Origin of the sequence: Croceibacter atlanticus HTCC2559 (genome assembly GCF_000196315.1) — a bacterium.
GTDB classification, from domain to species: domain Bacteria; phylum Bacteroidota; class Bacteroidia; order Flavobacteriales; family Flavobacteriaceae; genus Croceibacter; species Croceibacter atlanticus.
Map to the genome: position 1 here is coordinate 1,898,100 of NC_014230.1, position 24,171 is coordinate 1,922,270.

The 24,171-nt window shown below is 33.1% G+C and carries 18 protein-coding genes and 1 tRNA gene; 13 read left to right on the forward strand and 6 right to left on the reverse strand.

Annotated elements, in window-relative coordinates:
- Positions 1-126: 126 nt before the first annotated feature.
- The 3 genes from CA2559_RS08595 to CA2559_RS08605 form a co-directional block, all read right to left on the reverse strand.
- Positions 127-1,083, reverse strand: a complete 957-nt coding sequence (locus tag CA2559_RS08595; RefSeq protein WP_013187482.1) for a D-2-hydroxyacid dehydrogenase — start codon at positions 1,081-1,083, stop codon at positions 127-129.
- A 38-nt stretch (positions 1,084-1,121) separates the two neighbouring features.
- Complete coding sequence (serC, locus tag CA2559_RS08600) at positions 1,122-2,189, reverse strand: 3-phosphoserine/phosphohydroxythreonine transaminase (RefSeq protein WP_013187483.1); 1,068 nt, start codon at positions 2,187-2,189, stop codon at positions 1,122-1,124.
- A 71-nt stretch (positions 2,190-2,260) separates the two neighbouring features.
- Positions 2,261-3,304, reverse strand: coding sequence for an acyl-CoA reductase (locus CA2559_RS08605; RefSeq protein WP_013187484.1), 1,044 nt, complete (start codon positions 3,302-3,304; stop codon positions 2,261-2,263).
- Positions 3,305-3,378: 74 nt separating this feature from the next.
- Here CA2559_RS08605 and CA2559_RS08610 point away from each other — a divergent pair, with 74 nt between their 5' ends.
- The 11 genes from CA2559_RS08610 (at position 3,379) to secDF (ending at position 20,629) form a co-directional block, all read left to right on the forward strand.
- Positions 3,379-3,729 (forward strand): 4Fe-4S dicluster domain-containing protein, encoded by a 351-nt coding sequence (locus CA2559_RS08610; RefSeq protein WP_013187485.1) that lies wholly within the window; start codon positions 3,379-3,381, stop codon positions 3,727-3,729.
- A 215-nt stretch (positions 3,730-3,944) separates the two neighbouring features.
- Positions 3,945-4,403, forward strand: a complete 459-nt coding sequence (locus tag CA2559_RS08615) for a hypothetical protein (RefSeq protein ID WP_013187486.1) — start codon at positions 3,945-3,947, stop codon at positions 4,401-4,403.
- 137 nt (positions 4,404-4,540) lie between these two features.
- A complete protein-coding gene (locus CA2559_RS08620; RefSeq protein ID WP_013187487.1) occupies positions 4,541-7,471 on the forward strand; it encodes a GH92 family glycosyl hydrolase in 2,931 nt (976 codons plus the stop codon).
- Positions 7,471-8,475, forward strand: coding sequence for an isoaspartyl peptidase/L-asparaginase family protein (locus CA2559_RS08625; RefSeq protein ID WP_013187488.1), 1,005 nt, complete (start codon positions 7,471-7,473; stop codon positions 8,473-8,475). The genes CA2559_RS08620 and CA2559_RS08625 overlap by 1 nt, the downstream gene beginning before the upstream one ends.
- Before the next feature lie 6 nt (positions 8,476-8,481).
- Positions 8,482-9,804, forward strand: coding sequence for a sugar MFS transporter (locus tag CA2559_RS08630; protein ID WP_013187489.1), 1,323 nt, complete (start codon positions 8,482-8,484; stop codon positions 9,802-9,804).
- A gap of 93 nt (positions 9,805-9,897) precedes the next feature.
- Positions 9,898-10,617, forward strand: a complete 720-nt coding sequence (locus CA2559_RS08635; RefSeq protein WP_013187490.1) for a hypothetical protein — start codon at positions 9,898-9,900, stop codon at positions 10,615-10,617.
- Between the two features lie 14 nt (positions 10,618-10,631).
- Positions 10,632-13,385, forward strand: coding sequence for a TonB-dependent receptor (locus tag CA2559_RS08640; protein ID WP_013187491.1), 2,754 nt, complete (start codon positions 10,632-10,634; stop codon positions 13,383-13,385).
- Positions 13,386-13,426: 41 nt separating this feature from the next.
- Entirely contained in the window at positions 13,427-14,650 is a 1,224-nt protein-coding gene (locus CA2559_RS08645) for a DUF4249 domain-containing protein (RefSeq protein WP_158305532.1), read from the forward strand.
- Positions 14,638-16,314 (forward strand): hypothetical protein, encoded by a 1,677-nt coding sequence (locus CA2559_RS08650; protein ID WP_013187493.1) that lies wholly within the window; start codon positions 14,638-14,640, stop codon positions 16,312-16,314. Before CA2559_RS08645 ends, CA2559_RS08650 begins: the two co-directional genes overlap by 13 nt.
- Positions 16,315-16,514: 200 nt before the next feature.
- Positions 16,515-17,441, forward strand: a complete 927-nt coding sequence (gene mdh, locus CA2559_RS08655; protein ID WP_013187494.1) for a malate dehydrogenase — start codon at positions 16,515-16,517, stop codon at positions 17,439-17,441.
- Between the two features lie 182 nt (positions 17,442-17,623).
- Positions 17,624-20,629 (forward strand): protein translocase subunit SecDF, encoded by a 3,006-nt coding sequence (secDF, locus tag CA2559_RS08660; protein WP_013187495.1) that lies wholly within the window; start codon positions 17,624-17,626, stop codon positions 20,627-20,629.
- Between the two features lie 284 nt (positions 20,630-20,913).
- Here secDF and CA2559_RS08665 read toward each other — a convergent pair whose 3' ends face one another.
- Positions 20,914-21,918, reverse strand: a complete 1,005-nt coding sequence (locus CA2559_RS08665) for a M28 family metallopeptidase (protein WP_013187496.1) — start codon at positions 21,916-21,918, stop codon at positions 20,914-20,916.
- A 136-nt stretch (positions 21,919-22,054) separates the two neighbouring features.
- On the opposite strand from CA2559_RS08665, the gene CA2559_RS08670 reads away from it, so the two are divergent.
- Positions 22,055-22,139 (forward strand) — tRNA-Ser (locus CA2559_RS08670).
- Positions 22,140-22,229: 90 nt separating this feature from the next.
- The gene (locus tag CA2559_RS13760; RefSeq protein ID WP_013187497.1) at positions 22,230-22,385 is read left to right on the forward strand and encodes an adenylosuccinate synthetase; all 156 of its coding nucleotides are present in this window, start codon (positions 22,230-22,232) and stop codon (positions 22,383-22,385) included.
- A 49-nt stretch (positions 22,386-22,434) separates the two neighbouring features.
- Here CA2559_RS13760 and CA2559_RS08675 read toward each other — a convergent pair whose 3' ends face one another.
- Both CA2559_RS08675 and CA2559_RS08680 read right to left on the reverse strand, forming a co-directional pair.
- Entirely contained in the window at positions 22,435-23,706 is a 1,272-nt protein-coding gene (locus tag CA2559_RS08675) for an adenylosuccinate synthase (RefSeq protein WP_013187498.1), read from the reverse strand.
- Between the two features lie 6 nt (positions 23,707-23,712).
- Complete coding sequence (locus CA2559_RS08680) at positions 23,713-24,168, reverse strand: Fur family transcriptional regulator (RefSeq protein WP_013187499.1); 456 nt, start codon at positions 24,166-24,168, stop codon at positions 23,713-23,715.
- Between the last annotated feature and the right edge of the window lie 3 nt (positions 24,169-24,171).

Below are 24,171 nucleotides of genomic sequence, written 5' to 3' on the forward strand. Positions count from 1 at the left end.
CATGCAATTCAAGTAATTAATATATTTGAGATATCCATAGATAATTGGGGTTTATATGGGTGTTTTATACTAAAAAAGGAGTGATTTGTTAATAATCACTCCTTTACTTTTAATATATCTTGTTAATTATGCAGGTTGTAGTATATCTGCAATCTGCTCTGCTAACTCAACACCAATTCTGTCTTGCGCTTCTAGAGTAGCTGCGCCAATATGAGGACTTAATGAAAGTTTTTCATTCATTAATAACTGTATCTCTGGCTTAGGCTCTTTTTCAAAAACATCTAAAGCTGCAAAAGATACTTTTCCATCATTTAGAGCATCAACCAATGCCACTTCATCTAATACACCACCACGTGCAGCATTAATAATACCAACACCTTCTTTCATTTTTGAAATTTCTTCTTTACCAATTACATAATCCTTTTGAGCAGGAACGTGTAAGGTTATAAAATCTGAATGCTGTATTAAATCTGAAACGGGTTCTGTTTTAATAGGAATCTTTATGGTTTGGTGATTGTAAAATTCTAATTCTATTTCTGCTTCACCTACATAGTTATCACTTGCTACTACTTTCATACCGATACCTAAGGCAATCTTAGCTACCTCACGACCAATACGACCAAAACCAATAATACCTATGGTTTTACCTCTTAGTTCTCTTCCTTTAGCATAAGATTTTTTTAAAGCCTTAAAATTTGTATCGCCTTCTAGTGGCATTGCTCTATTAGAGTCGTACAAGTATCTAACGCCACCATATAGGTGAGCAAATACGAGCTCTGCAACGCTACTGGATGATGCTGCAGGTGTATTAATAACGTGCAAGCCTTTTTCTTTTGCATAGCTAACATCTATATTATCCATACCAACACCGCCACGACCTATTATTTTTAAGCTAGGGCACGCATCGATTAATTCTTTTCTTACAGTTGTGGCACTTCTTACCAATAGTACAGAAATGTCGTTTTTATTTATATAGTCTTTAAGTTGATCTTGAGCTACGTTAGTAGTTATAACTTCAAAACCAGCTTTTTCCATAGCGTCTACACCGCTTTGAGAAACACCATCATTTGCTAAAATTTTCATATCTATTTTTTAAAATCTAATTTAATTATAAGGATTAGTTAAGCTTTACGTTCTAGATCACTCATAACTTCAACCAAAGTACTAACACTATCTTTTGCCATTGCATTGTACATAGATGCTCTGTAGCCTCCAACACTTCTATGACCATTAAGACCATTAATACCAGCTTCAGCTAACATAGCATTAAAAGTTTCAGTTAGATCGCCATTTACTAAGCTAAAGGTTGCATTCATGGTACTGCGATCTTCCTTCTCTGCAAAGCCTTTAAATAAAGGGTTTATATCTATTTCAGAATAAATAAGCTTAGCTTTCTTTTCATTTTGTTCTTGTATTTTGTCTATACCGCCTAGATTTTTAAGCCATCTTAACGTAAGCATAGAGACATAAACTGGAAAAACAGCAGGTGTATTAAACATACTAGATTTACCAATATGTACTGTATAATCCATCATAGAAGGAATTTCTCTGTTTACTTTTCCTAATATATCTTCTTTTACTATAATTAAAGTTGTTCCTGCAGGACCCATATTTTTTTGAGCACCAGCATAAATCAGGTCAAATTTTGAAAAATCTAATTGACGTGAAAAAATATCTGAACTCATATCACAAACCAAAGGAACATCTACATCTGGAAAACTCTTCATTTGAGTACCAAAGATTGTGTTGTTACTCGTACAGTGAAAATAATCTACATCTTTAGGAACTGTATATCCTTTTGGTATGTAATTAAAGTTTTGGTCTTTAGAGGATGCTACTTCTAAAACTTCTCCAAATAACTTAGCCTCTTTAATAGCCTTGCTACTCCAAGTTCCTGTATTTAAGTAAGCAGCTTTATTTTGTAATAGGTTATAGGCAGTCATTAAAAACTGTGTGCTAGCACCACCTTGTAAAAACAATGCTTTGTAGCCTTTTCCTTCTAAACCCAATAATTCTAAAGCAAGGTTTCTTGCTTCTTCCATAACATCAACAAAATCTTTGCTTCTGTGAGATATTTCTAAAATTGAAAGTCCACTATTATTAAAATCTAATATAGCTTGTGAAGATTCTTGAAATACTTCTTGTGGAAGAATACAAGGTCCAGCACTAAAATTATGTTTCTTTTTCATGATGTTGTTTAAATTATATATACAAATATCTTAAATATCGAGTTGAAAGGTTATAATTTAAGTATGAAATACTAATTAACTTTCAACAAGAATTCAACAGTATCTATATTATCTGCATAATCCCATAATTTAGGATGTTGGGTTTCTCCAAAATAAATATGCTGCGGTTGTAAGTTGTTAGAAACTACGCATTGTAAATTATCCTTTTCTTCAGCTAAGATTTCTTCTAATTCTTCAAGATTTTTATAACTATCTTGAAAAAGAACACCTATTGGTGAGCTAAACCCATTGTCTTCTTTTAGTAACACAAAATTATTGTCTAACATATTAGCACCGCTCATAAGGTATACGGCTTTGTTGTAGTCGTAATTATTTGCGTATTTATTGTCATTTATAACCTCAGACCAATTCATTATATTTTCAAAGAAAGTATTAAAGTTATAACCTTCAGGCACAAGAAGTTTAGATACATTTCTGCAGCCTAAACCATAATATCTAAAAATATCGTTAGCTAATAGTTGTATTTGTTCTGGAGATTCTTCGCCTGTAAGAATGGCTACAGAGTGTCTGTTCTTTCTAATTATACTTGGAACATTCTTAAAATAGTAATTAAAGTACCTGGACGTATTATTGCTACCAGTAGCAATAACTGCATCAAAACCTTTTAATTGATCTTTAGCTGTCTTAATTCTCTCATTATACTTACTATTAATAGCTTTTAGTTTCTCTAATAATAATGGTAATAAACGCTGATCGTTAGATGAGTACTTAATTAACACATTATGTCCTGTTACCAAAACAGAAAGCACGTCATGAAAACCAACTAAGGGTACATTTCCTGCAAGTATTAAACCTATAGTTTTGGGTACCTTAGTATTAATATCATAATTCTTTAGCCAAGCAGATAAATTGTCTTCTGTTAATGCTAACTGCCATTGTTGTAAAGAAAACCTAACATTGTTTTTAGTAAACCAGCCATTGTAATGTACAGCGGCTTCAATTTCTGTTGCTAATCTTTGGGAAAACTCGTCGTCTTTAGTGTTTGAGTCATTAAAAAACTGCTCAAGAAATTTTCCTAATTCCGAAAATGCTTCAATATGTTCGTTAAGGGTCATAAACCTAATTGGTATTTTTTGGTATTGTCTACCTTTGGCGTTACTTTTGTACAAAATTAAGATAAATAAGAGCTATGGCTATCATTATAACAGACGAATGTATTAATTGTGGAGCTTGTGAGCCAGAATGTCCTAACACTGCTATTTACGAAGGCGCAGATGATTGGCGTTATGCAGATGGTACAGATTTAGAAGGTAACGTGGTGTTACCAAATGGTAAAGAGGTAGATGCTAATGAAGCACAAGAACCAATAAGTGATGAGATTTATTATATAATACCGGATAAGTGTACAGAGTGTAAAGGGTTTCACGAAGAACCCCAATGCGCAGCAGTATGTCCGGTAGATTGTTGTGTACCAGATGACGATCATGTAGAATCTGATGAGGTCCTTCTAGCAAAGCAAGCATTTATGCATAAGGACTAAATTTTACAATTTTATAACACTTAGTAAACGCCAATTAAAATTATTAATTGGCGTTTGTTTTTTTTGTAGTTATCTCAAAATCAAAAAAATACCCAGTATTGGGTATTCTTTCTATAACACATATTTCATAAATTTATAGTATTAAAATAGTAAAGCTCTGTAGTTGTGGTTGTACTGCAGACACTTTATTAATTCTCTAACAAATACTCTATATTATGAAACGAATGTTACTCACCTTTTTGTTGCCCTGCATTTGTGTTGTCTTATTTATTGCTACGGTAAATTTAGATACTAAAGTAAATGCTAATGTACTGCCAGATGATTATACCAGCTTAGTTACAATTAATAATTGGGGAAGTTGGCAAAGCACAAGTTGCTATAAAGGATTAGATTTTAGGGTTAAACTTAGAGGAAAAAATTATGACGGCTCAAAACATATTTGGGGCGTACAATTTAGAAATAGATATAATGATGTTATTCACTTTAGCTATGAAGTTTATAACAGAGAACCAAATAATGCAAGAACAACACATAGAACAGACCTAAAGCCTGGTGCATTAAGTAGTGGTGTAAGTGATTTCTATATGGAAAACTCAAACTCAATCTACGTATTTGTAGATAGTGTAAGATTTATAAAAGACGGTTTACAACCTTATTATGAATGTGATAAATAATTAATTAGCTCACCTCTTAAAGCTAACTTTCTAAAACACCTAATGTTTCGTATTGCATTAGGTGTTTTTTTTTAGCTAATTAGTATAATAAGTTTTGGTTGCTATTTTACATATATTAGCTCTCTTTTATATTAAATATGCGCAACCTACTACTTTTACCTTTAACACTTTTACTATTTTCTTGTACCAAAACTGTAACTGTAAATAAAGCTGTTAAAGATCAGCCTTTAATTAGCTATGTAAATCCATTTATCGGAACTGATGGTCACGGTCATACTTATCCAGGTGCCGTTGCTCCTTTTGGAATGATGCAGTTAAGCCCAGACACACGTCTTGAAGGTTGGGATGGCTGTAGCGGTTACCACTATAGTGACAAACATATTTATGGGTTTTCACACACGCATTTAAGTGGTACTGGCGTGAGTGATTATGCAGATGTTTTATTAATGCCAACCAATACAATTACATTTAATAATGGCGCAGATGGAGAAAAAGGATACCGCTCAACCTTTTCACATGAAGATGAAAATGCATCACCAGGATTTTATGAAGTATTACTTAAAGATACAGACATTAAAGTTTCACTAACGGTTTCGCGTAGAAGCGGAATGCATAAGTATGAATTTCCTTCAGCTGAAAATCAAATTGTTATTTTAGATTTAGAGCACAGAGACAAGCTAAATGATGTAAAGCTTAATATATTATCAGATACAGAAATTTCGGGTTATAGGTTTTCAAAAGCTTGGGCAACAAATCAGAAGTTGTTTTTTAATATCCAATTTTCAAAACCCTTTAAAGTAGAAGATACATTAATGTCTTCAACCTTTAAAACTTCAACCAAAGCAGCATTAAAATTTCATAATCCTAAAAACGAACCTATTTATGTGAAAGTAGGAATAAGTGCTGTTGATGAACAAGGTGCAAAATTGAATCTTGAAAAAGAAATAGGAACAAAGACTTTTAATGAAGTGAAATCTGAAATTGAAAAACTTTGGAAAAAGCAACTAGAGAAAATTACAATTGAAGATCGTGTTGAAGATAAAAAAGTGATTTTCTACACATCATTATACCATAGTATGTTGGCGCCACATTTACATCAAGATGTGGATATGCGTTACAGAGGAATGAATGATAGCATTTATAAAGCTGAAGATTTTGAGCAATATACTGTCTTTTCACTTTGGGATACTTACAGAGCTGCACATCCTCTTTATACTCTTATTGAGCAAGATAAAACTAATGATTTTATAAAAGGATTTATAAAGAAACATGAGCATGGCGGTATATTGCCAATATGGGATTTGAGTAATAATTATACTGGTTGCATGATTGGTTATCATGCAATACCTGTAATATCAGATGCATACTTAAAAGGAATTAAAGATTATGATGTTGAAAAAGCTTTTCAGGCAATGACTTTCGCTGCATCTCAAGATCATTTAGGGTTAGATGCTTATAAGAAGAACAATTACATTCCTGTTGAAGCTGAAGGAAGCTCTGTGTCTAAAACTCTTGAGTATGCGTATGACGATTGGGCTATTGCACAAATGGCCCAAGCTTTAGAAAAATCTGAAGATTATAAAACCTATATACAAAGGGCGCAATTTTATAAGAATGTATTTAATCCTGACACTAAATTTATGCAAGGCCGTTTTAGAAATACTTGGCCATCTAATTTTGATCCCTATGAGGTTAACTTTAACTATACAGAAGCCAACTCTTGGCAATATAGTTTTTATGTACCCCAAGATGTTTCAGGATTTACAACGCTGCTAGGAGGAAAAAAAGCTTTGGAGCAACAATTAGACAAACTGTTTAGTGCTAGTCAAGAAACATCTGGTGCAGAACAGGCAGATATAACGGGTTTAATAGGGCAATATGCACATGGTAATGAACCAAGCCATCATATGGCGTATCTCTATAATTTTGTAAATACACCTTACAAAACACAGGAGCGTGTTCATCAAATCCTAACAGAACAATATAGCAATGCACCAGATGGCATTTCAGGGAATGAAGATTGTGGCCAAATGGGAGCTTGGTATGTATTTAGCGCCTTAGGTTTTTATCCTGTAACACCTGCATCAAATACCTATATAATCGGGACGCCTCACGTAGAAAAAGCAACACTAAACCTAGAAAACGGTAATAAATTTACAGTGATTGCAGAATCACTTTCAGAAGAAAATATTTATATACAGAGCGCAACCTTAAACGGAAAGCAACTTAATAACTCATACCTAGATCATAATACTATAATGAATGGTGGTAACTTAATATTTAAAATGACAAACGCACCATCGCAATGGGGTACAACAACTAATTCTGCACCAGTTACAGAAATTAAAGACCACTTAATTGTACAGTCACCTTATATTACAACTGGAAATTTAGCATTTAAAGATTCAACAAGAATTGCATTAGGAGTAGCAGATAAAGATGTTTCTATAAAGTATAGAATAAATACTTCAGAAATTTTTAAAACCTACAAGACTCCATTCTATATTTCAGAAACAGCAAATTTGGAAATATATGGTAGCAAGGATGGCAAAGAAAGTCCTAAGCAAATTTCAGAATTCAGAAAAATAGATCCAAACTTAAAGCTCACGCTAAGCACAACCTATCCAGAGCGCTACAGTGGTGGCGGAAACCTAGCGTTGATTGATGGTGTAACAGGAACTACAAATTTTCAAACAGGATTATGGCAAGGTTATCAAAACCAAGATTTAATAGCAACGCTCGATTTTGGTAAGCAGAAAGAAATCAATACAATAACTACAGGCTTTTTACAAGACCAGCGTTCTTGGATATTTTATCCTACACAGGTAACTTATCTAAGTTCACAAGATGGTAAAACCTTTAAAGAAATTTTTACAAAAAAGATTTCTGTTAAAGAAAATGAACAAGTTGAAAAGCTAGAGGTTAACTTTAAGACAACTAATCCAACATCATTTAGATACTTAAAAGTAGTCGCTAAAACATTAGGTGAATTACCAGAGTGGCATTTAGGCGCAGAACATCAAGGCTCCAGTTGGATATTTGCCGATGAGATTTTAATAAATGAATAATGAAAAGAAGACAATTTATACAACAATCTGCTTTAGGAACAGTAGGACTTGCAGTTGCAGGTGCAGCAATATCTTGTGATGAACAAAATTTGAATAAAGAAATGAGTATACCCCAAAAAGAAACATTAAAAAAATCTGGACCAATTGCTATTTGCACTTGGGGATTTGTTGATGCAAATAAAACTGCAGGTCAATTCTTAGATGCTGGAAAACCTGCTTTAGATGCTGTTATTGCCGGCGTACAAGTAGAAGAAGATGATATTAGAAACACAACTGTAGGAAAAGGTGGTGCGCCAGACAGATCTGGCGAAGTAACTCTAGATGCTTGCGTAATGAATCCAGATGGAGATTGTGGTGCTGTGGTATATGTTAAAGATTATGCGCACGTAGCACAATTAGCACGTATTGTAATGGAGGAAACACCACACGTGATGTTAGCTGGAGAAGGCGCAGAAGAATTGGCAGAGCGTTATGGGTTTAAAAAAGAGACCTTGTTAACAGAGCAGTCTGAAAAAGCGTATAAAGAATGGCTTAAAAGCCCAGAATATAAACCAATTATTAATATTGAAAATCACGATACGATAGGACTGTTGGCTATTGATAAATTTGGAGATATTGCTGGTGCGTGTACAACAAGTGGATTAAGCTACAAAATGAAAGGTAGAGTAGGAGATAGTGCCATTATTGGAAGCGGACTTTTCTTAGATAATGAAATAGGAGGTGCAGTAGCCACAGGAATGGGAGAGGAAATAATGAAAACAGTTGGTAGCTTTTTAATAGTAGAGCTTATGAGGCAAGGTAAAACACCTCAAGAAGCTTGTGATGAAGCCGTAAAACGTGTTATTGAAAGAAATCCGAATTATAAAAACTTTCAGGTAGCTTATATTGCTCTAGATAAACAAGGAAATACTGGTGGCGCCTGTATTCATAAAGGCTTTACTTACGAGAAGTATGAAAATGAAGAAAACACTAGAGTACAACCTTCACATATTTTAAACGATTAATTTAAGATGAGCAATAACGCAGGAAGCAAAAGAGCATTTGCAATAATTACAACGCTCTTTTTTTTATGGGGCTTTATCACTGTCCTTGTAGATTCATTAATACCAAGACTAAAAGATGTTTTTGAGTTATCTTACTTTCAGGCTGGCTTGGTACAATTTGCATTTTTTCTTGCGTACTTCATATTCTCAATTCCAGCAGGATCTATACTTGCAAGGATAGGATACAAAAAAGGAATAATTCTTGGCTTACTAACTATGGCATTTGGATGCTTGCTCTTTTATCCTGCATCTGAGTATCGTATGTTTAATGTGTTTTTACTTGGGTACTTTATTTTAGCAGCAGGTATAACTGTACTTCAAGTTGCTGCAAACCCTTATGTAAGTTTATTGGGGAGTGAGCAAGGTGCTTCCAGCAGGCTTAATTTGGCTCAAGCTTTTAATTCTTTAGGAACTACAATTGCGCCAATAATTGGTGCACTTTTTTTATTGAGTGAGACTGTAAAAACATCAACAGAGATTAATGCCCTTAGTATTCAGGAAAAAGAAAGTTATTTAACTGCAGAGGCAGCTACTGTACAGACACCATTCCTAACTATTGCTGCTATTATTGGAGTGTTAGCTGTGGTTTTTATGATTGTAAAACTACCAACAATTATGGAGAAAAGTCCAAAAGGTGGTTATTCTAAGCTGTTTAAAAACAAGCTTGCATTAATGGGTGTTCTAGGCATATTTTTATACGTAGGAGCAGAAGTTGCTATAGGAAGTTATTTGGTAAACTACTTTCAAAGTATGAGGTTAACACCTATAATATTAGAAAATGAAACTATGATGGCAATTGCTAATACCATTACCAATGTATTTAATAAAGACCTTTCTGTTTCAGACCCAAAATCATTATTAGGGATATTTGTGATTTTTTATTGGGGTGGTGCAATGATAGGTAGGTTTATAGGTGCATATTTAACCAAATTAATTACGCCAGGTAAGGTGTTAGGTGTGTTTTCTTTTCTTGCCATACTTATGATTTTTACATCTATGAATACGTTAGGACTACTTTCAATGTGGACAATATTATCTGTAGGATTATTCAATTCAATAATGTTCCCAACAATTTTCACTCTAACCTTAGATGGATTAGGAGATTTAAAGCCTCAGGCGTCAGGATTACTTTGTACCGCAATAGTTGGTGGTGCTATAATTCCGCCTTTATATGGTTTCTTAACAGATCAATTTCATTTTAAATTAGCACTTCTCCTTATTGTATTGTGCTATGCTTATATTCTTTACTTTGGCTGGATAAAAAGTAAAGTCTCTGTAAGAATAGTGTGAAATTGTTAAAATAAGTTAAAACAATTACACTTCGTAGATAATATATGTTTTTCAACTATATTCACTTTCTCAAAAAGCTAAAATCTTTATTAAGTGAATATAAATTACGCTCTAATAGTCTCTATTTTTCTTTCGATTGGTTCGTTTTCTGCCCAAAATTCTTCAACAAGAACCAAAGCATTACAACAACACGATCAACTTTTAGGTCAACAAAATATTAACCTGCTTGAAGGTGTTAATTTTGAAGATGAATATAGAAGTAATGCAAATGAACATAGGTATTTTAAAGAATTACAATACCAGTTGGGAGAAGTAACCTATAACAACCAATCCTATCAAGATGTTTTCCTAAGGTATGATTTAATAGAAGATGTGTTATTGGTTAACACAAAAGATAATCTTTCTTATTTTGACCTAAAGCTTATACCTTCCAAGGTTTCAGAATTTAAAATTCACAACACCTCATTTGTTAAGCTACCTGTTATAAATGATGGCAATTCGTTTTATGAAGTTGCTTATCTCGGTAATCACTATAATTTTTACGTAGACCTAAGAAAAACACCTAAATCTGTTTTAGGAAACAGTTCTTTAGTGAGTTATAAATTTATTGAAGGATTTACCTTCTTATTAAACTACAATAATGAGTTTATAGAAGTTTCTAACCATCGTGATTTTATAAAACTATTTCCAGACTTAGAAAAGCAGATTAAAGACTATAATAAAGCCAACAAATCTTTAAGAAAATCTGATGAAAAGGCATACCTAGTAAACCTAGCTAGGTTTATAGACAAAAGACTCACTACAATTAATTAGCAGACCACTACTTTATGAATCAGTTTTTACGAAAACTTATAGTGTTTTTAGTAATATTATTTGCTGTTAACCTACAAGCTCAAGACAAAAAAGAAATAACCTTTACCGCTGTAAACGAGCCAATTTTAGACATTCTGTCTGAAATTGAAGCACAGTTTAATGTTCAGTTTTATGTGATTGAAGATTGGATAAAAGACCAAAAGACAAGTGTTGTAAAAGACACATATACTTTAGAGGCATTACTTAAAGAGGTTTTAGATGATACACCACTAAACTTTTACAAATACTCAGAAGATAAAGTTGTTTTGGTAAAAAACAACTCTATCGTAAGTGAACTGCCTAAAGGCTTTGTTGTAGATAGTTTAAAGCGAAACAACACACAAGCAAACCCCATTTTTGCTGAAGAGTTTAACCAAGACATTACAGATGGAAATGTTATTACAATTGGAAAAAGATCTTCTGCTAGAGTTGGTAGTGAGTATGAGCTAACAGGTTATATAAGAGACTCAAAAACAAACGCAGGTATAGATAATTTGGTTATTTCTGCTAATGATAAATCTATTTATACTACTACAGATGCTAACGGATTTTACACCTTAAGGTTACCAGCAGGTCAACATAGGGTAGAAACTTCTGGATTAGGATATGGTTTAGAGTCTAAAACAATAGTACTGTATGGTAGTGGTTCTTTAAATTTTAATTTAGTTGAAGATGCTCAGCTTTTAAAAGAAGTTATTATTGAGTCTAATAAAAGTGAAAATATTAGAGAAGCAACCGTTGGTATATCCAGAATTAACTTAAAGGAAATAAAAACTATTCCATTAGTATTGGGAGAAAGGGACGTGCTTAAAGTAGCAGTAACATTGCCAGGAATACAAAAAGCAGGTGAAGGCTCTATAGGTTACAATGTTCGTGGAGGTAGAGCAGATCAAAACTTAATTTTATTAGATGATGCTGTTATTTATTCACCATCTCACTTTTTAGGATTTTTCTCAGGCATTAACCCGTTTACAACAGGATCTGTAGATATTTATAAGGGAAATATTCCAGCAGAGTTTGGAGGTCGTTTGTCTTCTGTTTTCGATATTGAAACAAAAGCTGGTAATAAAGAAAAGATTTCTGGAGAAGGATCAATTGGTCCAGTAACAGGTAACTTAACATTAGAGGTGCCTGTTGTAAAAGATAGATCGTCTATACTTGTTGGAGGTAGAGCAACCTATTCTGGCTGGATATTAAGATCACTTTCTGAAGAATCTTTAAAAGATAGTGAAGCTTCATTTTACGATGGTATCATTAATTATAATGATAAGATTAACGACAAGCACCAAGTAAAAGCATCTGTATATTATAGTGATGATAAATTTAGTATTACATCAGATTCTTTATATAGGTATAATAATGCATTAGCTTCAGTAAACTATACACACCAATGGAATGATAAGAAGAAAGGGGAATTAATTCTTTCACACAGTAACTATCAATTCGAAATAGATTTTGATGCCAATAGTGATAAAGACTTCTTGTTTGATTATACCATAAATGAATCTCAGTTAAAATATAACCTTAACCATAAAATAGATCCTAAGCATACCTTATTATATGGTGGTGCTGCAAAATACTATAATATAGATCCAGGTAATATTGAAGGTAAAGGAGATAGCTCGACAATTCAGCCTTTATCCATACAAAGTGAACGGGCTGTGGAGTCTGCTATCTTTTTATCTGATGAGTATGAGGTTAATAAGAAGCTTCAGTTAAATTTAGGATTACGTTATTCTCACTATGCAAACCTAGGTCCATCTGTACAACGTGAATACCAAGATGGAGCGCCTAAAAATGAAAGTACAGTAGTAAGTGAAAACACATATGATGATAATGAAGTTGTAGAAACCTATGGTGGTTTAGAATACCGCTTTTCTGGACGTTACTTCCTTACGCCAGAGCTATCTTTAAAAGCTGGTTATAATAGGACATTGCAATACATACACTTGCTGTCTAGCAACACCACAATATCTCCTACAGATACTTACAAGCTTTCAGACTTAAATATAAAGCCTCAAAAAGCCTCTCAATTTTCTTTAGGAGTTTTTAGAAACTTTGATGATCAGGACTTGGAAGTAAGTTTAGAAGGTTATTACAAATCTTTAGATGATATCTTAGATTATAAAACCGGCGCTAACCTTACATTAAATGAAAATATAGAAACAGAACTTTTGCAAGGTGAAGGTCAAGCTTATGGGGTTGAGTTCTTATTGAAAAAGAAAAAAGGTAATTTAAATGGGTATTTTGGGTATACTTATTCTAGAACCTTCATAAAATTAGATAGTGAAAATCCAGATGAGCGTGTAAATAATGGAGAGTATTTTCCTGCAAACTATGATAAGCCACACGATTTTTCTCTAGTTGCAAACTATAAAATAACACAGCGTTACAGTGTTTCATTTAATGCATCTTACCAAACAGGACGACCAATTACATATCCTGTAGGAAAATTTGAATTTGCAGGAGAAGAGCAAGTTGTGTACAGTGATAGAAATGACTTTAGAATACCAGATTATTTTAGACTAGATATAGGATTTAATATAGAAGGTAATCATAAGAAAATGAAATTAGCTCACAGTTTCTGGAACATATCTATATACAATGTATTGGGAAGAAACAATCCATATTCTGTGTACTTTGTAAACGATAATAAGGAAATTAAAGCGTACCAAACATCTATTTTCTCTGTGCCAGTACCTACAATTACTTACAACTTTAAATTTTAAGGATGTTTTTAAAACAAAGCATACCAGGAAAAATATATCTTATGAAATTAAAAGAAACATATACTAATTCACTTAAACTAATTGCGGTTTTGGGAATACTTTTCTTAGGAATTAGTTGCCAAGATGAAATCCCATTAGAAACCTTCGACTTTGAAACGTTGTTAGTGGTTGAAGCCACCTTAACCGATGTAAATGAGATACAACAAATAAAACTCTCTCAAACAGTTGAGCTTAACTCTCAAGAATCTGCATATGTAGATAATGCGAGTGTTGTTGTAACAGCATCTAATGGTCAAAGTTATTCATATATATATGATGTAGATGGTGTTTACGTCTCTACAGAAGCTTATGCAGCACAGCAAGATTTAACCTATACATTAACTATAAATGTAAACGGTAAGACCTATACTTCTTCTGCGCAATCACTGCCAGCAACAGCCCAAATAGATTCTGTTTTTGTGGAGCCAGCTGTTAAGAACGATGTTCAAGGATTACAAATTTTTGTAAACTCTACAGGGTCAAGTGATCAAGTAAATTACTTTAGGTATGAATACGATGAGACATATAAGGTAATAGCTCCAAGCCATTCAGATCAAGATATAGATATTCAGAATCTGGATAATACAGTTAATGGGTTTGAGTATGATATAGTAATAACAGAAAGAGAACAAGAAGAGCGAGTTTGCTATAATACAGCACCTTCATTCGGTATTAGAATCTCATCTACTTCAAATGTTACAGGCGCATCTGTTAACAATGTTCCGGTTCGCTTTATAGCAAATACAGATCCTATAATTCGAGAGCGGTACAGTATATTGGTAAAACAATATTCTCAAAGTATAGAAGCGAATTCATTTTATAGAATTTTAAACGACTTTGGAAATTTAGAAAGTTTCTTGTCTCAAAATCAGCCAGGATTTGTAGTAGGTAATATTAATAATGAAGCAGATGAAGATGAAAATATTATTGGCTTTTTTGAAGTTGCCAGTTACACCGAAAGTCGCATTTTCTTTAACTATGAAGATTTTAATTTAACACGTCCAGATTACTTTTTTGAATGTGAAGAGATATTATTAAGCTACAACGATAACTCTGCTCAAGATGGCGATCGTAATGAGCGTAACTTTATCATACAGCTTGTAAATTCAGATTTATATACATTGGTAAACTTTCAGTTTCCAGAAGTAACTCTTGTAAGGCCAGAATGTGGCGACTGTACAACTATAGCTAACTCTAACGAAATACCAGAATTTTGGGAAGAATAATACAAACAACATTACAATTTTGTTTGCTGCTTATAATTAGCAGTAGTACAATACAAGCACAGCAATTAGCAAAAGAGTGGCCAGAAGAAACGGTACACCTTACTAGTAATTCTCAGACTTTTCTTGCAGGAGAAAAGCTGTTATACTCGTGTGTATTAACAAATAATAACGAAACTAGTAACTTGAGTAAAGTGCTTTACGTTGAGTTATTTGATGAGACAAACACAAGCATCTTTAAGCATAAGCTACAAGTTGCAAACGGTAAGGCAAACTCAGACTACTTTATACCTACAAGTTTATCTACAGGGCATTATAAATTGGTAGCCTACACTATGTTATCTCAATATAATACAAAACAACCTTTTGCTGAAAAGGATGTTTATGTCATAAATACGTTTAAAACATATAACAAACCGGAGCGCAGTACAGCAACTATAGCATACGATTCTGTAGTAAAGGGTTCAAAAACCTCTGTAGTTTCAATAGAGACTTCTACTTCAACATTAAATAAGAGAGATGAGCTTACTATAAATGTAATGCCTATGCAAGATGATATTTTGTTTGCATCACTTTCAGTTAGAGAAGTTCTTCCAATTAAAGTTAATGAAGATACAAATGCCGATAACATACAACCAATAACAAACTATAACGCTATTCCAGAATTAAGAGGAGAAATTATAAGTGGTACAGTTTCTGGTCCAAGTGGCAATTTGCAAGATGTAAATGTGAGTTTATCTATGCCTGGCGAAGATTTTATTAATTTACAGGCTATCACAAATACTAGCGGTAAATTTTATTTCGTGTTAAATGCACCGTATAAATCTCAAAATGCTGTGGTAAGTATAAATGAGGCTAGTTTTCCAAATGCTTCAATCAACTTAGATGACAAAGCATTTAAATTTAAAAATCAGTTAAATTACAATACTGTGGCTGTAAGTGAGACTGTAAACTCTTGGTTGCTTCAAAAAAGTATAGACCTACAAATTGAGAATGCATTTTATGAAGCAAAGAAAGACACAATCTTAGAGCCTAAATTTTCTGATAAATTTTATGAGCCTTTGGGAGAAACCTTTGTGTTAGATGAATATACACGTTTTGGTACTGTAAGAGAAACTTTTATTGAGGTTATAAACCTTGCGGGTTTTAGAAAAACGGATGATGGTTATAACCTTCTTGTATACAATTATGACAATGAAGATGAAACTGTGAGTCAATCTGAAGAACCACCTTTAATTTTGATTGATGGTTTTAAGCAATACAATACCAAAGCCTTAATTAACTTAGACCCTTATACAATAGAAAATATAACTATTGTGCCAGAGCAATATAGACGAGGTAGTCAAATTTATAATGGTGTTGTGTCTGTAGTTACTAAAGAAAAAGACTTTTACCCAAATACTTTAGATGCTTCAGCTAAAGAGATTACACTACAAGCATTGGAGTACGATAAGTCATACTTTACACCAAACTACAAAGAAAATTCAGAAAAGAATATACCAGATTTTAGAGCTCAACTTTTTTGGAAACCATCAATTCCTTTAAAGCCAACTACGTTTAAAGTTGTAACGGCAGATAAAACAGGTCGCTATGAAATCAATGTCTCAGGATTATTAAAGAATGGAGAGGCTTTTGAAAACGTTATCTATGTTGAGGTGCAAGAATAATAAATAACCCTAATCTTTTTAAAAATCCTATTTTAACGAGTAGGATTTTTTTATTCGATATAAATATAGTCACCTTCACAAGATTAATATGGTAGTTGTCTATAAATTTTATACAACTTTATAAGGTCTTGAATATTCCAAAACAACAGATTTCCATACCTTTGCAGAACAATTAAAATAACCAAATAAAATATAATAATATGAAAGTTACCGTAGTAGGTGCAGGAGCAGTAGGTGCAAGTTGTGCCGAGTATATTGCTATAAAAGATTTTGCTAGTGAAGTTGTCCTTTTAGATATTAAAGAAGGTTACGCAGAAGGAAAAGCGATGGATTTGATGCAAACAGCATCTTTAAACCATTTTGATACCAAGATAACAGGATCTACAAGTGACTATAGTAAAACTGCAAATAGTGATATAGCTGTAATTACTAGTGGTATTCCTCGTAAGCCAGGTATGACTCGTGAAGAGTTAATTGGTATAAATGCTGGTATTGTTAAAGATGTATCTTCTAACATCATAAAACATTCACCAAACGTAATTATCATTGTGGTTAGTAACCCAATGGATACGATGACATATTTAGTACACAAAACTACAGACCTACCAAAGAACAGAATTATTGGTATGGGTGGCGCATTAGATAGTGCACGTTTTAAGTATCGCCTAGCAGAAGCTTTAGAAGCACCAATTAGTGATGTAGATGGTATGGTAATAGGTGGTCATAGTGATAAAGGTATGGTGCCTTTAACTCGTTTGGCAACACGTAACTCTGTATTAGCTTCAGAATTTTTATCTGAAGACCGCTTAAATCAAGTTATGGAAGACACTAAAGTTGGTGGAGCAACATTAACAGGTCTTTTAGGTACATCTGCTTGGTACGCGCCAGGAGCAGCAGTATCTGCTTTAGTACAAGCAATTGCTTGCGACCAACAAAAAATGTTTCCTTGTTCTGCATTGTTAGAAGGAGAATATAATTTAAATGATATCGCTATCGGTGTTCCAGTTATATTAGGTAGAAATGGTATTGAGAAGATTGTAGAGATAGATTTAAGTGACGCTGAAAAAACGAAACTTACAGAAAGCGCAGAAGCTGTTAAGAAAACAAATGGCACATTAGAATTTTAAGCAAGTCTTAATAATTTTAGATACAAGCCTGTTATATAGTAATATATAGCAGGTTTTTTTGTGAATAACATCACCAAAGAAATTATTGGCTATTCCTAACTGAAACCCTATATTTGTCCGTTTTTTAAAATAAGAGCACATTTAGCCGTGCAACTAGGCTAAAGTCAATAAATTATCGAATAATGCAGAACAAAGGATTAATTAGAGTATTTGCCATTTTGTTTGGGTTGGTCTCTCTGTACCAACTTTCATTTACTTTTTTTACTAACAAGACAGAAAGCGATGCAGAAGCATTTGCAAAGCAACAAATTAGCGAGAGTACAGAAAACTACTCTGCTCTTCGTGAAGAGGTAGAAACTCGTTATCTAGATTCTATAGGAAACGAAGAAGGTTTCTTAGGGATGACTTACAATGAATCTAAGGATAAAGAACTTAATAAAGGTCTTGACCTTAAAGGTGGTATAAACGTTATTCTTCAAGTTTCTGTAAAAGATATCTTAAGAGGTTTATCTAATAACTCTAAAGATCCAGCATTTAACCAAGCCTTGGCTAATGCAGACGAAGCTCAAAAAGATGCTCAAGACGATTATATCGATTTATTTCTTGAAGCATTTAATGACATTCCAGATGCAAGATTAGCGTCTCCAGATATCTTTGCTAATAAAACACTTAGCGACGAGATTAACTTCGAGATGTCTAATGCTGAAGTTGCAACAGTATTAAAGAAAAAAATTGATGAAAGCATTGTTTCTGCTTTCGAGGTATTACGTAAGCGTATAGATAAGTTTGGGGTTACACAACCTAACATTCAACGTTTAGGAGAATCTGGACGTATCTTGGTAGAATTACCAGGAGCTAAAGATGTAGACCGTATAAGAACGCTATTACAAAGTACAGCTCAATTGGAATTTTGGGATGGATTAGTAGGCTCTAATTTTGGTCAGTTTTTAGTTGATGCAGATGCTTACATAAAAGAAACTCAATCAACTTCTACTGAAATTGAAAATGCAGAGCAAGTAACAGATTCTACTGAAACTGCAGCAGGAGATGATTTAGAAGATTTATTAGCTGAAGAAAACGACTCTACAGAAGTTGCTTCAGGTAATAACCCGTTATTAGAACTTATAGTAGCACCAGGTTACCAAGGTGGTCCTGTAATAGCTGTCTTTAACGCTAAGGATACTGCTAAAGTTAATAGCTATTTAAAGAAACCTCAAGTAAAAGCTTTATTACCAGCAGAACAGAAATACACTAAATTTCTTTGGGGAATAGAAGATGAGAATGGTTTAGTGCAGTTATACGCTGTAAAAGGAAACCGTGATAATGAGCCAGAACTAAGTGGAGGTGTTGTAACAGATGCTGCACAGGTATATAACCAAGCTGGTCAAGTAGCAGTTTCTATGCAAATGAATGGAAAAGGAGCTAAGATCTGGGAAGAAATGACTGGTCGTGCTTACCAACAACAATCTACAATAGCAATTGTGCTTGATGATGTGGTTTACTCTGCGCCATCATCTACAAGTGGTGCAATTTCTGGAGGTCGTACAGAGATTTCAGGAAGCTTTACTGTTGCAGAAGGACAAGATTTAGCAAATGTTTTACGAGCAGGTAAGTTACCAGCATCAGCTGATATTATACAGAGTGAAGTAGTAGGACCATCATTAGGGCAAGAAGCAATTGATAGTGGATTAATGTCATTTGTGATAGCATTGTTATTTGTATTAGTTTGGATGATATTCTATTATGGTCGTGCAGGAGCTTATGCTGATGTTGCTTTAGTTGTAAACATTTTATTCATATTTGGAATTTTAGCAGGATTAGGAGCTGTGTTAACTTTACCAGGAATTGCAGGTATAGTATTAACAATAGGTATTTCGGTTGATGCCAACGTACTTATTTTCGAACGTATTAGAGAAGAGTTAGCAAAAGGAAAATCTCAGAAAGACTCTATTAAAGATGGTTTCAATAATGCACTATCTTCAATTTTAGATGCAAACATTACAACAGGTCTAACAGGTCTTATATTATTAGTATTTGGTACGGGACCAATTAAAGGTTTTGCAACAACGTTATTAATAGGTATTGCAACATCATTATTTACTGCAATTTTCATTACAAGATTATTTATTGACGGTTATGGTAAAAATGGAAAATCATTAGCTTTTTCAACACCAATCACTAAAAAATGGTTCCAGAACGTAAATGTAAACTTCCTTAAAAAACGTAAAATTGCTTATGTGATTTCTGCAGCAATTATAGCTGTAGGCTTAGGATCTTTATTTACACAAGGATTAGATCAAGGTGTTGATTTTGTTGGAGGACGAACTTACACGGTACGTTTTGATAAAGATGTAGATGCTAACGAAATTGAGCAAGACTTAATTGCAACTTTTGAAAGTGCAGAGGCTAAAACATTAGGAGCAAATAATCAATTAAAGATTACAACTAAGTACAAGGTAGAAGAAACAAGTACAGAAGTTGATAATGAAATACAGGAAATGCTTTATAACTCGCTAAAGCAAAACCTTCCTCAAGGCATGACTTATGAAGACTTTAAGCAAGAATCTTCAGATAAGGAAGCTGGTTTAATGAGTAATTACAAAGTAAGCCCTACAATTGCAGATGATATTAAACAGGCTTCTGTTTGGGCTGTTTTAGGATCACTGTTAGTAGTATTCCTTTATATCTTATTACGTTTTAGAAGATGGCAGTTCTCTTTAGGAGCTGTTGCTGCTGTATTCCACGATGTATTAATTGTATTGGGTATATTCTCATTAACATACAAGTTTATGCCTTTTAATATGGAAATAGATCAGGCATTTATTGCTGCCATACTTACAGTAATAGGTTACTCTTTAAATGATACGGTAGTTGTCTTTGATAGAATACGTGAGTATTTTAATGAAAATGAACAATGGCCAATGTCTAAGATTATAAATAGTGCATTAAGTAGTACCTTGAGTAGAACGTTAAATACCTCTTTAACAACGTTAATAGTGTTACTAGCAATATTTATTTTCGCAGCACCACTTAGAGGCTTTATGTTCTCATTAATAATAGGTGTAGTAGTTGGTACTTATTCTTCATTATTTATTGCAACTCCAGTAATGTTTGATACAGTTAAAAAACGTGGTATTGATCTTAAGTATAAAGAGAAGGAAGAACTTGAAAATGATGCTACAGTTTAAGTAGTTTATTTTTAATAGTATAATTTAAAAGAGCCTTGCAACTTGCAAGGCTTTTTTTTGTTTAGTTATATACTTTTAACTAATGGGTGTAATAATAATGATTACAGCAGTTTCAGCAAGTTGAAACCTTAATACCTAACAAGCTTTAATATACACTTTAGAGTTTTATAATTTAAATATGAAGAGTATTAATAAAACTTTAATGCCAAATCATCTATACGACATGAAAAAAAGCCTAGAGATATAAACTCTAGACTTTTATAAGTTATTAAAAAAAGCTATACTTATTTAGAAGCTTTATCTACAGTAATTCTTTTATCTCTATTAGCAACTTCCCAAGCTGTTAAGAAGATTAACTTTGTTCTTTTTGCCAGTAAATCATAGTTAATTTTATCTGGTGTATCTGTTGGTTGATGATAGTCTTCGTGAACACCATTAAAATAAAATATAATAGGGATATTATTTTTCGCAAAATTATAATGATCACTTCTATAGTAAAATCTATTAGGATCATTTTCGTCATTGTAAGTATAGTCTAATTCTAAGTTTACATATTTAGAATTTACCATTTCACTTAGTTCGTGTAATTCTGTTGAAAGTTTATCAGAGCCTATTAAGTATACATAATTATCATTACCTTCTTTACCTTCACCAATTCTACCAATCATGTCAACATTTAAATCGGCAACTGTGTTTTTCAAAGGGAAAATAGGATTTTCTGTATAAAACCTTGAGCCATAAAGACCAATTTCCTCTCCAGTAACGTGTAAGAACAAAATACTTCTTTTAGGTGTATAACCATCCTTAACTGCTTTTTGAAAAGCTTGAGCCATTTCAAGCAGCGCTACAGTACCGCTACCGTCGTCATCAGCGCCATTATATATTTGACCATCCTTTTTACCGACGTGGTCTAAATGGGCAGATAAAACAACAATTTCTTCAGGCTTTTCGCTTCCTTTTATAAAAGCTACTACATTTTCACTTGATTTAATGTTTCCTCTAAAATAGCTCTCTGGAATTTCCTGAAAGTAATCGCTATCTCCTAACGGACTAGGAATACCCAATTTTACATAATTTGATTTTAAATAGTCAATAGCTTTTTTTTGCCCTGGTTCACCTGTATTTCTACCTTCAAATTCATCTGAAGCATAAATAAATAAATGCTCTTTCAGATCATTAGGTGTTATAGTTTCAGAATACTTTGTTGGATCTGCATTTTCAAGGCTTTTTTGAGCACCTCCACAACTTGATAAAATTACAAGTCCTAATAACAAAAATGTTTTTTTCATAGTTTTTAAATTAATTTATAGGATTAAAGATAAACAATACTTTAAAGAGAAAATATAGAGTAAAATATTTTTTTTCAAAAAAAAGGAATAGTGCTTTTATGTATTAAAAAAAGATATTATATTTGCACTCGCTATTGGAGAAATGGCAGAGTGGTCGAATGCGGCAGTCTTGAAAACTGTTGAGGGTCACACCTCCGGGGGTTCGAATCCCTCTTTCTCCGCAACTAAAAACCTACGATATTTTTTATCGTAGGTTTTTTGCTTTTATTTAATAATTGGTGTCAACATTTCTTTATACATTTAAATAAAAAATGTTATCAGTTATTCAAATTCCTAAAGAAGTACCGCATCCTGTAAACAATTCTGCAATAGATTTAAGTAATCCAGCAGATTTAATATTATATGTTGTTTTACCAATACTTTGCGTAGTCTTATATTTTATTTACAGAAATAAGCGAAAAAAATAAACCCTAAAGAAAACTTTAGGGTTATGATAAATTATTTAATGTATAATTATTATCGCTTAATTGTCTGCGTTCTGTCTGGACCGACTGAAACAATTTTAATTGGAACTTCTAACTCATCCTCTAAGAAGTTTATATAATCAATTAATGCATCAGGCATTTGTGAAGCTTCTGTCATTTTTGTTAAGTCTGCTTTCCAGCCTTTCATTTTTTTATAAACAGGAGTTACATTTTCTGCTTCTATATTAAATGGAAGATGTTGTATTTCTTCTCCTTTATATTTATAAGCTGTACAAACTTTAAGATGATCAAAACCGCTAAGTACATCACCTTTCATCATCATTAATTGTGTTACACCGTTTACTTGTACTGCATATTTAAGAGCTACAAGATCTAGCCATCCACATCGTCTTGGGCGTCCTGTTGTAGCTCCAAATTCATTACCTACTTTAGCCATGGTTTTGCCATAGTCGTCAAATAATTCAGTTGGAAACGGGCCAGAGCCTACACGAGTAGTGTATGCTTTAAAAATTCCAAAGACATCTTTAATCTTGTTTGGTGCTATACCTAAACCGGTGCAGGCTCCTGCGGCAGTTGTATTAGATGATGTTACGAAAGGATAGGTTCCAAAATCAATATCTAATAAAGAGCCTTGAGCGCCTTCAGCTAATATAGATTTTCCTTCTTTTTGTGCTTGGAACAAATATTCTTCAGAATCAATAAACTGTAATGTTTTTAAAACCTCTACAGCTTTAAAAAATTCTGTTTCCAGTTCAGCTAAATCATATTGGACATCTACATTATAGAAGTTAATCATAGCTTCATGCTTATCTGCTAACTTTCTGTATTTATCTTTCCAGCCGTCTAATTCTAGATCTCCTATGCGTAAACCGTTTCTTCCAGTTTTATCCATATATGTTGGGCCAATTCCTTTAAGGGTAGACCCAATCTTTGCTTTTCCTTTTGAAGCTTCAGACGCAGCATCTAATAACCTATGTGTAGGCAGGATTATGTGAGCTTTTCTAGAAATTAAAAGTTTAGATTGTAAGTCTAAATTAAATTTTTCAAGATTGTCTAATTCTTTTTTGAATATTACAGGATCTATCACAACACCATTACCAACTAGGTTAATTGCTGTTTCATGAAAAATTCCTGAGGGTATGGTATGCAGTACATGTTTATGGCCATCAAACTCTAAGGTATGACCAGCATTTGGACCACCTTGAAAGCGAGCGATAATATCATAATCTTTTGTAAGGACATCTACAATTTTTCCTTTTCCTTCATCGCCCCATTGTAGGCCGAGTAGCAAGTCTACTGCCATAAGTATTTATTTAGTTTGGTTTTTGGTTCCGTAAAAGTATAGTGAGTGTTTATCTATAGAAATATCAAATACTTCTTCGATAGTTTGTTTGATAGATTGAATTCTAGGATCACAAAATTCTATGACCTCACCAGTATCCGTAAGTATAACGTGATCGTGCTGTTTGTCAAAATATGATTTTTCATATTGTGCATGACCATTGCCAAATTGGTGTTTCCTTACTAAACCACAAGCCATTAAAAGCTCTATAGTATTGTAAAGTGTTGCACGGCTAACACGATATTTTTTATTTTTCATTTTAATGTAGAGTGACTCTATATCAAAATGTTCTTCACTATCGTAAATTTCTTGAAGAATAGCAAAACGCTCTGGTGTCTTACGATGACTGTTGTCTTCTAAGAACTTGGTAAAAACGTTTTTAACAACCGCTTGGTCGTTTTGGTGTGAGTTTGATATTTCCATAAT

What these genes read in the sequence shown, in the direction of transcription:
- CA2559_RS13760 (WP_013187497.1), top strand. Translation starts at nt 22,230, where the DNA reads ATGTTATCAGTTATTCAAATTCCTAAAGAAGTACCGCATCCTGTAAAC.
- CA2559_RS08640 (WP_013187491.1), top strand. Translation starts at nt 10,632, where the DNA reads ATGAATCAGTTTTTACGAAAACTTATAGTGTTTTTAGTAATATTATTT.
- CA2559_RS08675 (WP_013187498.1), bottom strand. Translation starts at nt 23,706, where the DNA reads ATGGCAGTAGACTTGCTACTCGGCCTACAATGGGGCGATGAAGGAAAA.
- CA2559_RS08625 (WP_013187488.1), top strand. Translation starts at nt 7,471, where the DNA reads ATGAAAAGAAGACAATTTATACAACAATCTGCTTTAGGAACAGTAGGA.
- CA2559_RS08615 (WP_013187486.1), top strand. Translation starts at nt 3,945, where the DNA reads ATGAAACGAATGTTACTCACCTTTTTGTTGCCCTGCATTTGTGTTGTC.
- serC (WP_013187483.1), bottom strand. Translation starts at nt 2,189, where the DNA reads ATGAAAAAGAAACATAATTTTAGTGCTGGACCTTGTATTCTTCCACAA.
- CA2559_RS08665 (WP_013187496.1), bottom strand. Translation starts at nt 21,918, where the DNA reads ATGAAAAAAACATTTTTGTTATTAGGACTTGTAATTTTATCAAGTTGT.
- mdh (WP_013187494.1), top strand. Translation starts at nt 16,515, where the DNA reads ATGAAAGTTACCGTAGTAGGTGCAGGAGCAGTAGGTGCAAGTTGTGCC.
- CA2559_RS08620 (WP_013187487.1), top strand. Translation starts at nt 4,541, where the DNA reads ATGCGCAACCTACTACTTTTACCTTTAACACTTTTACTATTTTCTTGT.
- CA2559_RS08605 (WP_013187484.1), bottom strand. Translation starts at nt 3,304, where the DNA reads ATGACCCTTAACGAACATATTGAAGCATTTTCGGAATTAGGAAAATTT.
- CA2559_RS08630 (WP_013187489.1), top strand. Translation starts at nt 8,482, where the DNA reads ATGAGCAATAACGCAGGAAGCAAAAGAGCATTTGCAATAATTACAACG.
- CA2559_RS08645 (WP_158305532.1), top strand. Translation starts at nt 13,427, where the DNA reads ATGAAATTAAAAGAAACATATACTAATTCACTTAAACTAATTGCGGTT.
- CA2559_RS08610 (WP_013187485.1), top strand. Translation starts at nt 3,379, where the DNA reads ATGGCTATCATTATAACAGACGAATGTATTAATTGTGGAGCTTGTGAG.
- CA2559_RS08680 (WP_013187499.1), bottom strand. Translation starts at nt 24,168, where the DNA reads ATGGAAATATCAAACTCACACCAAAACGACCAAGCGGTTGTTAAAAAC.
- CA2559_RS08595 (WP_013187482.1), bottom strand. Translation starts at nt 1,083, where the DNA reads ATGAAAATTTTAGCAAATGATGGTGTTTCTCAAAGCGGTGTAGACGCT.
- secDF (WP_013187495.1), top strand. Translation starts at nt 17,624, where the DNA reads ATGCAGAACAAAGGATTAATTAGAGTATTTGCCATTTTGTTTGGGTTG.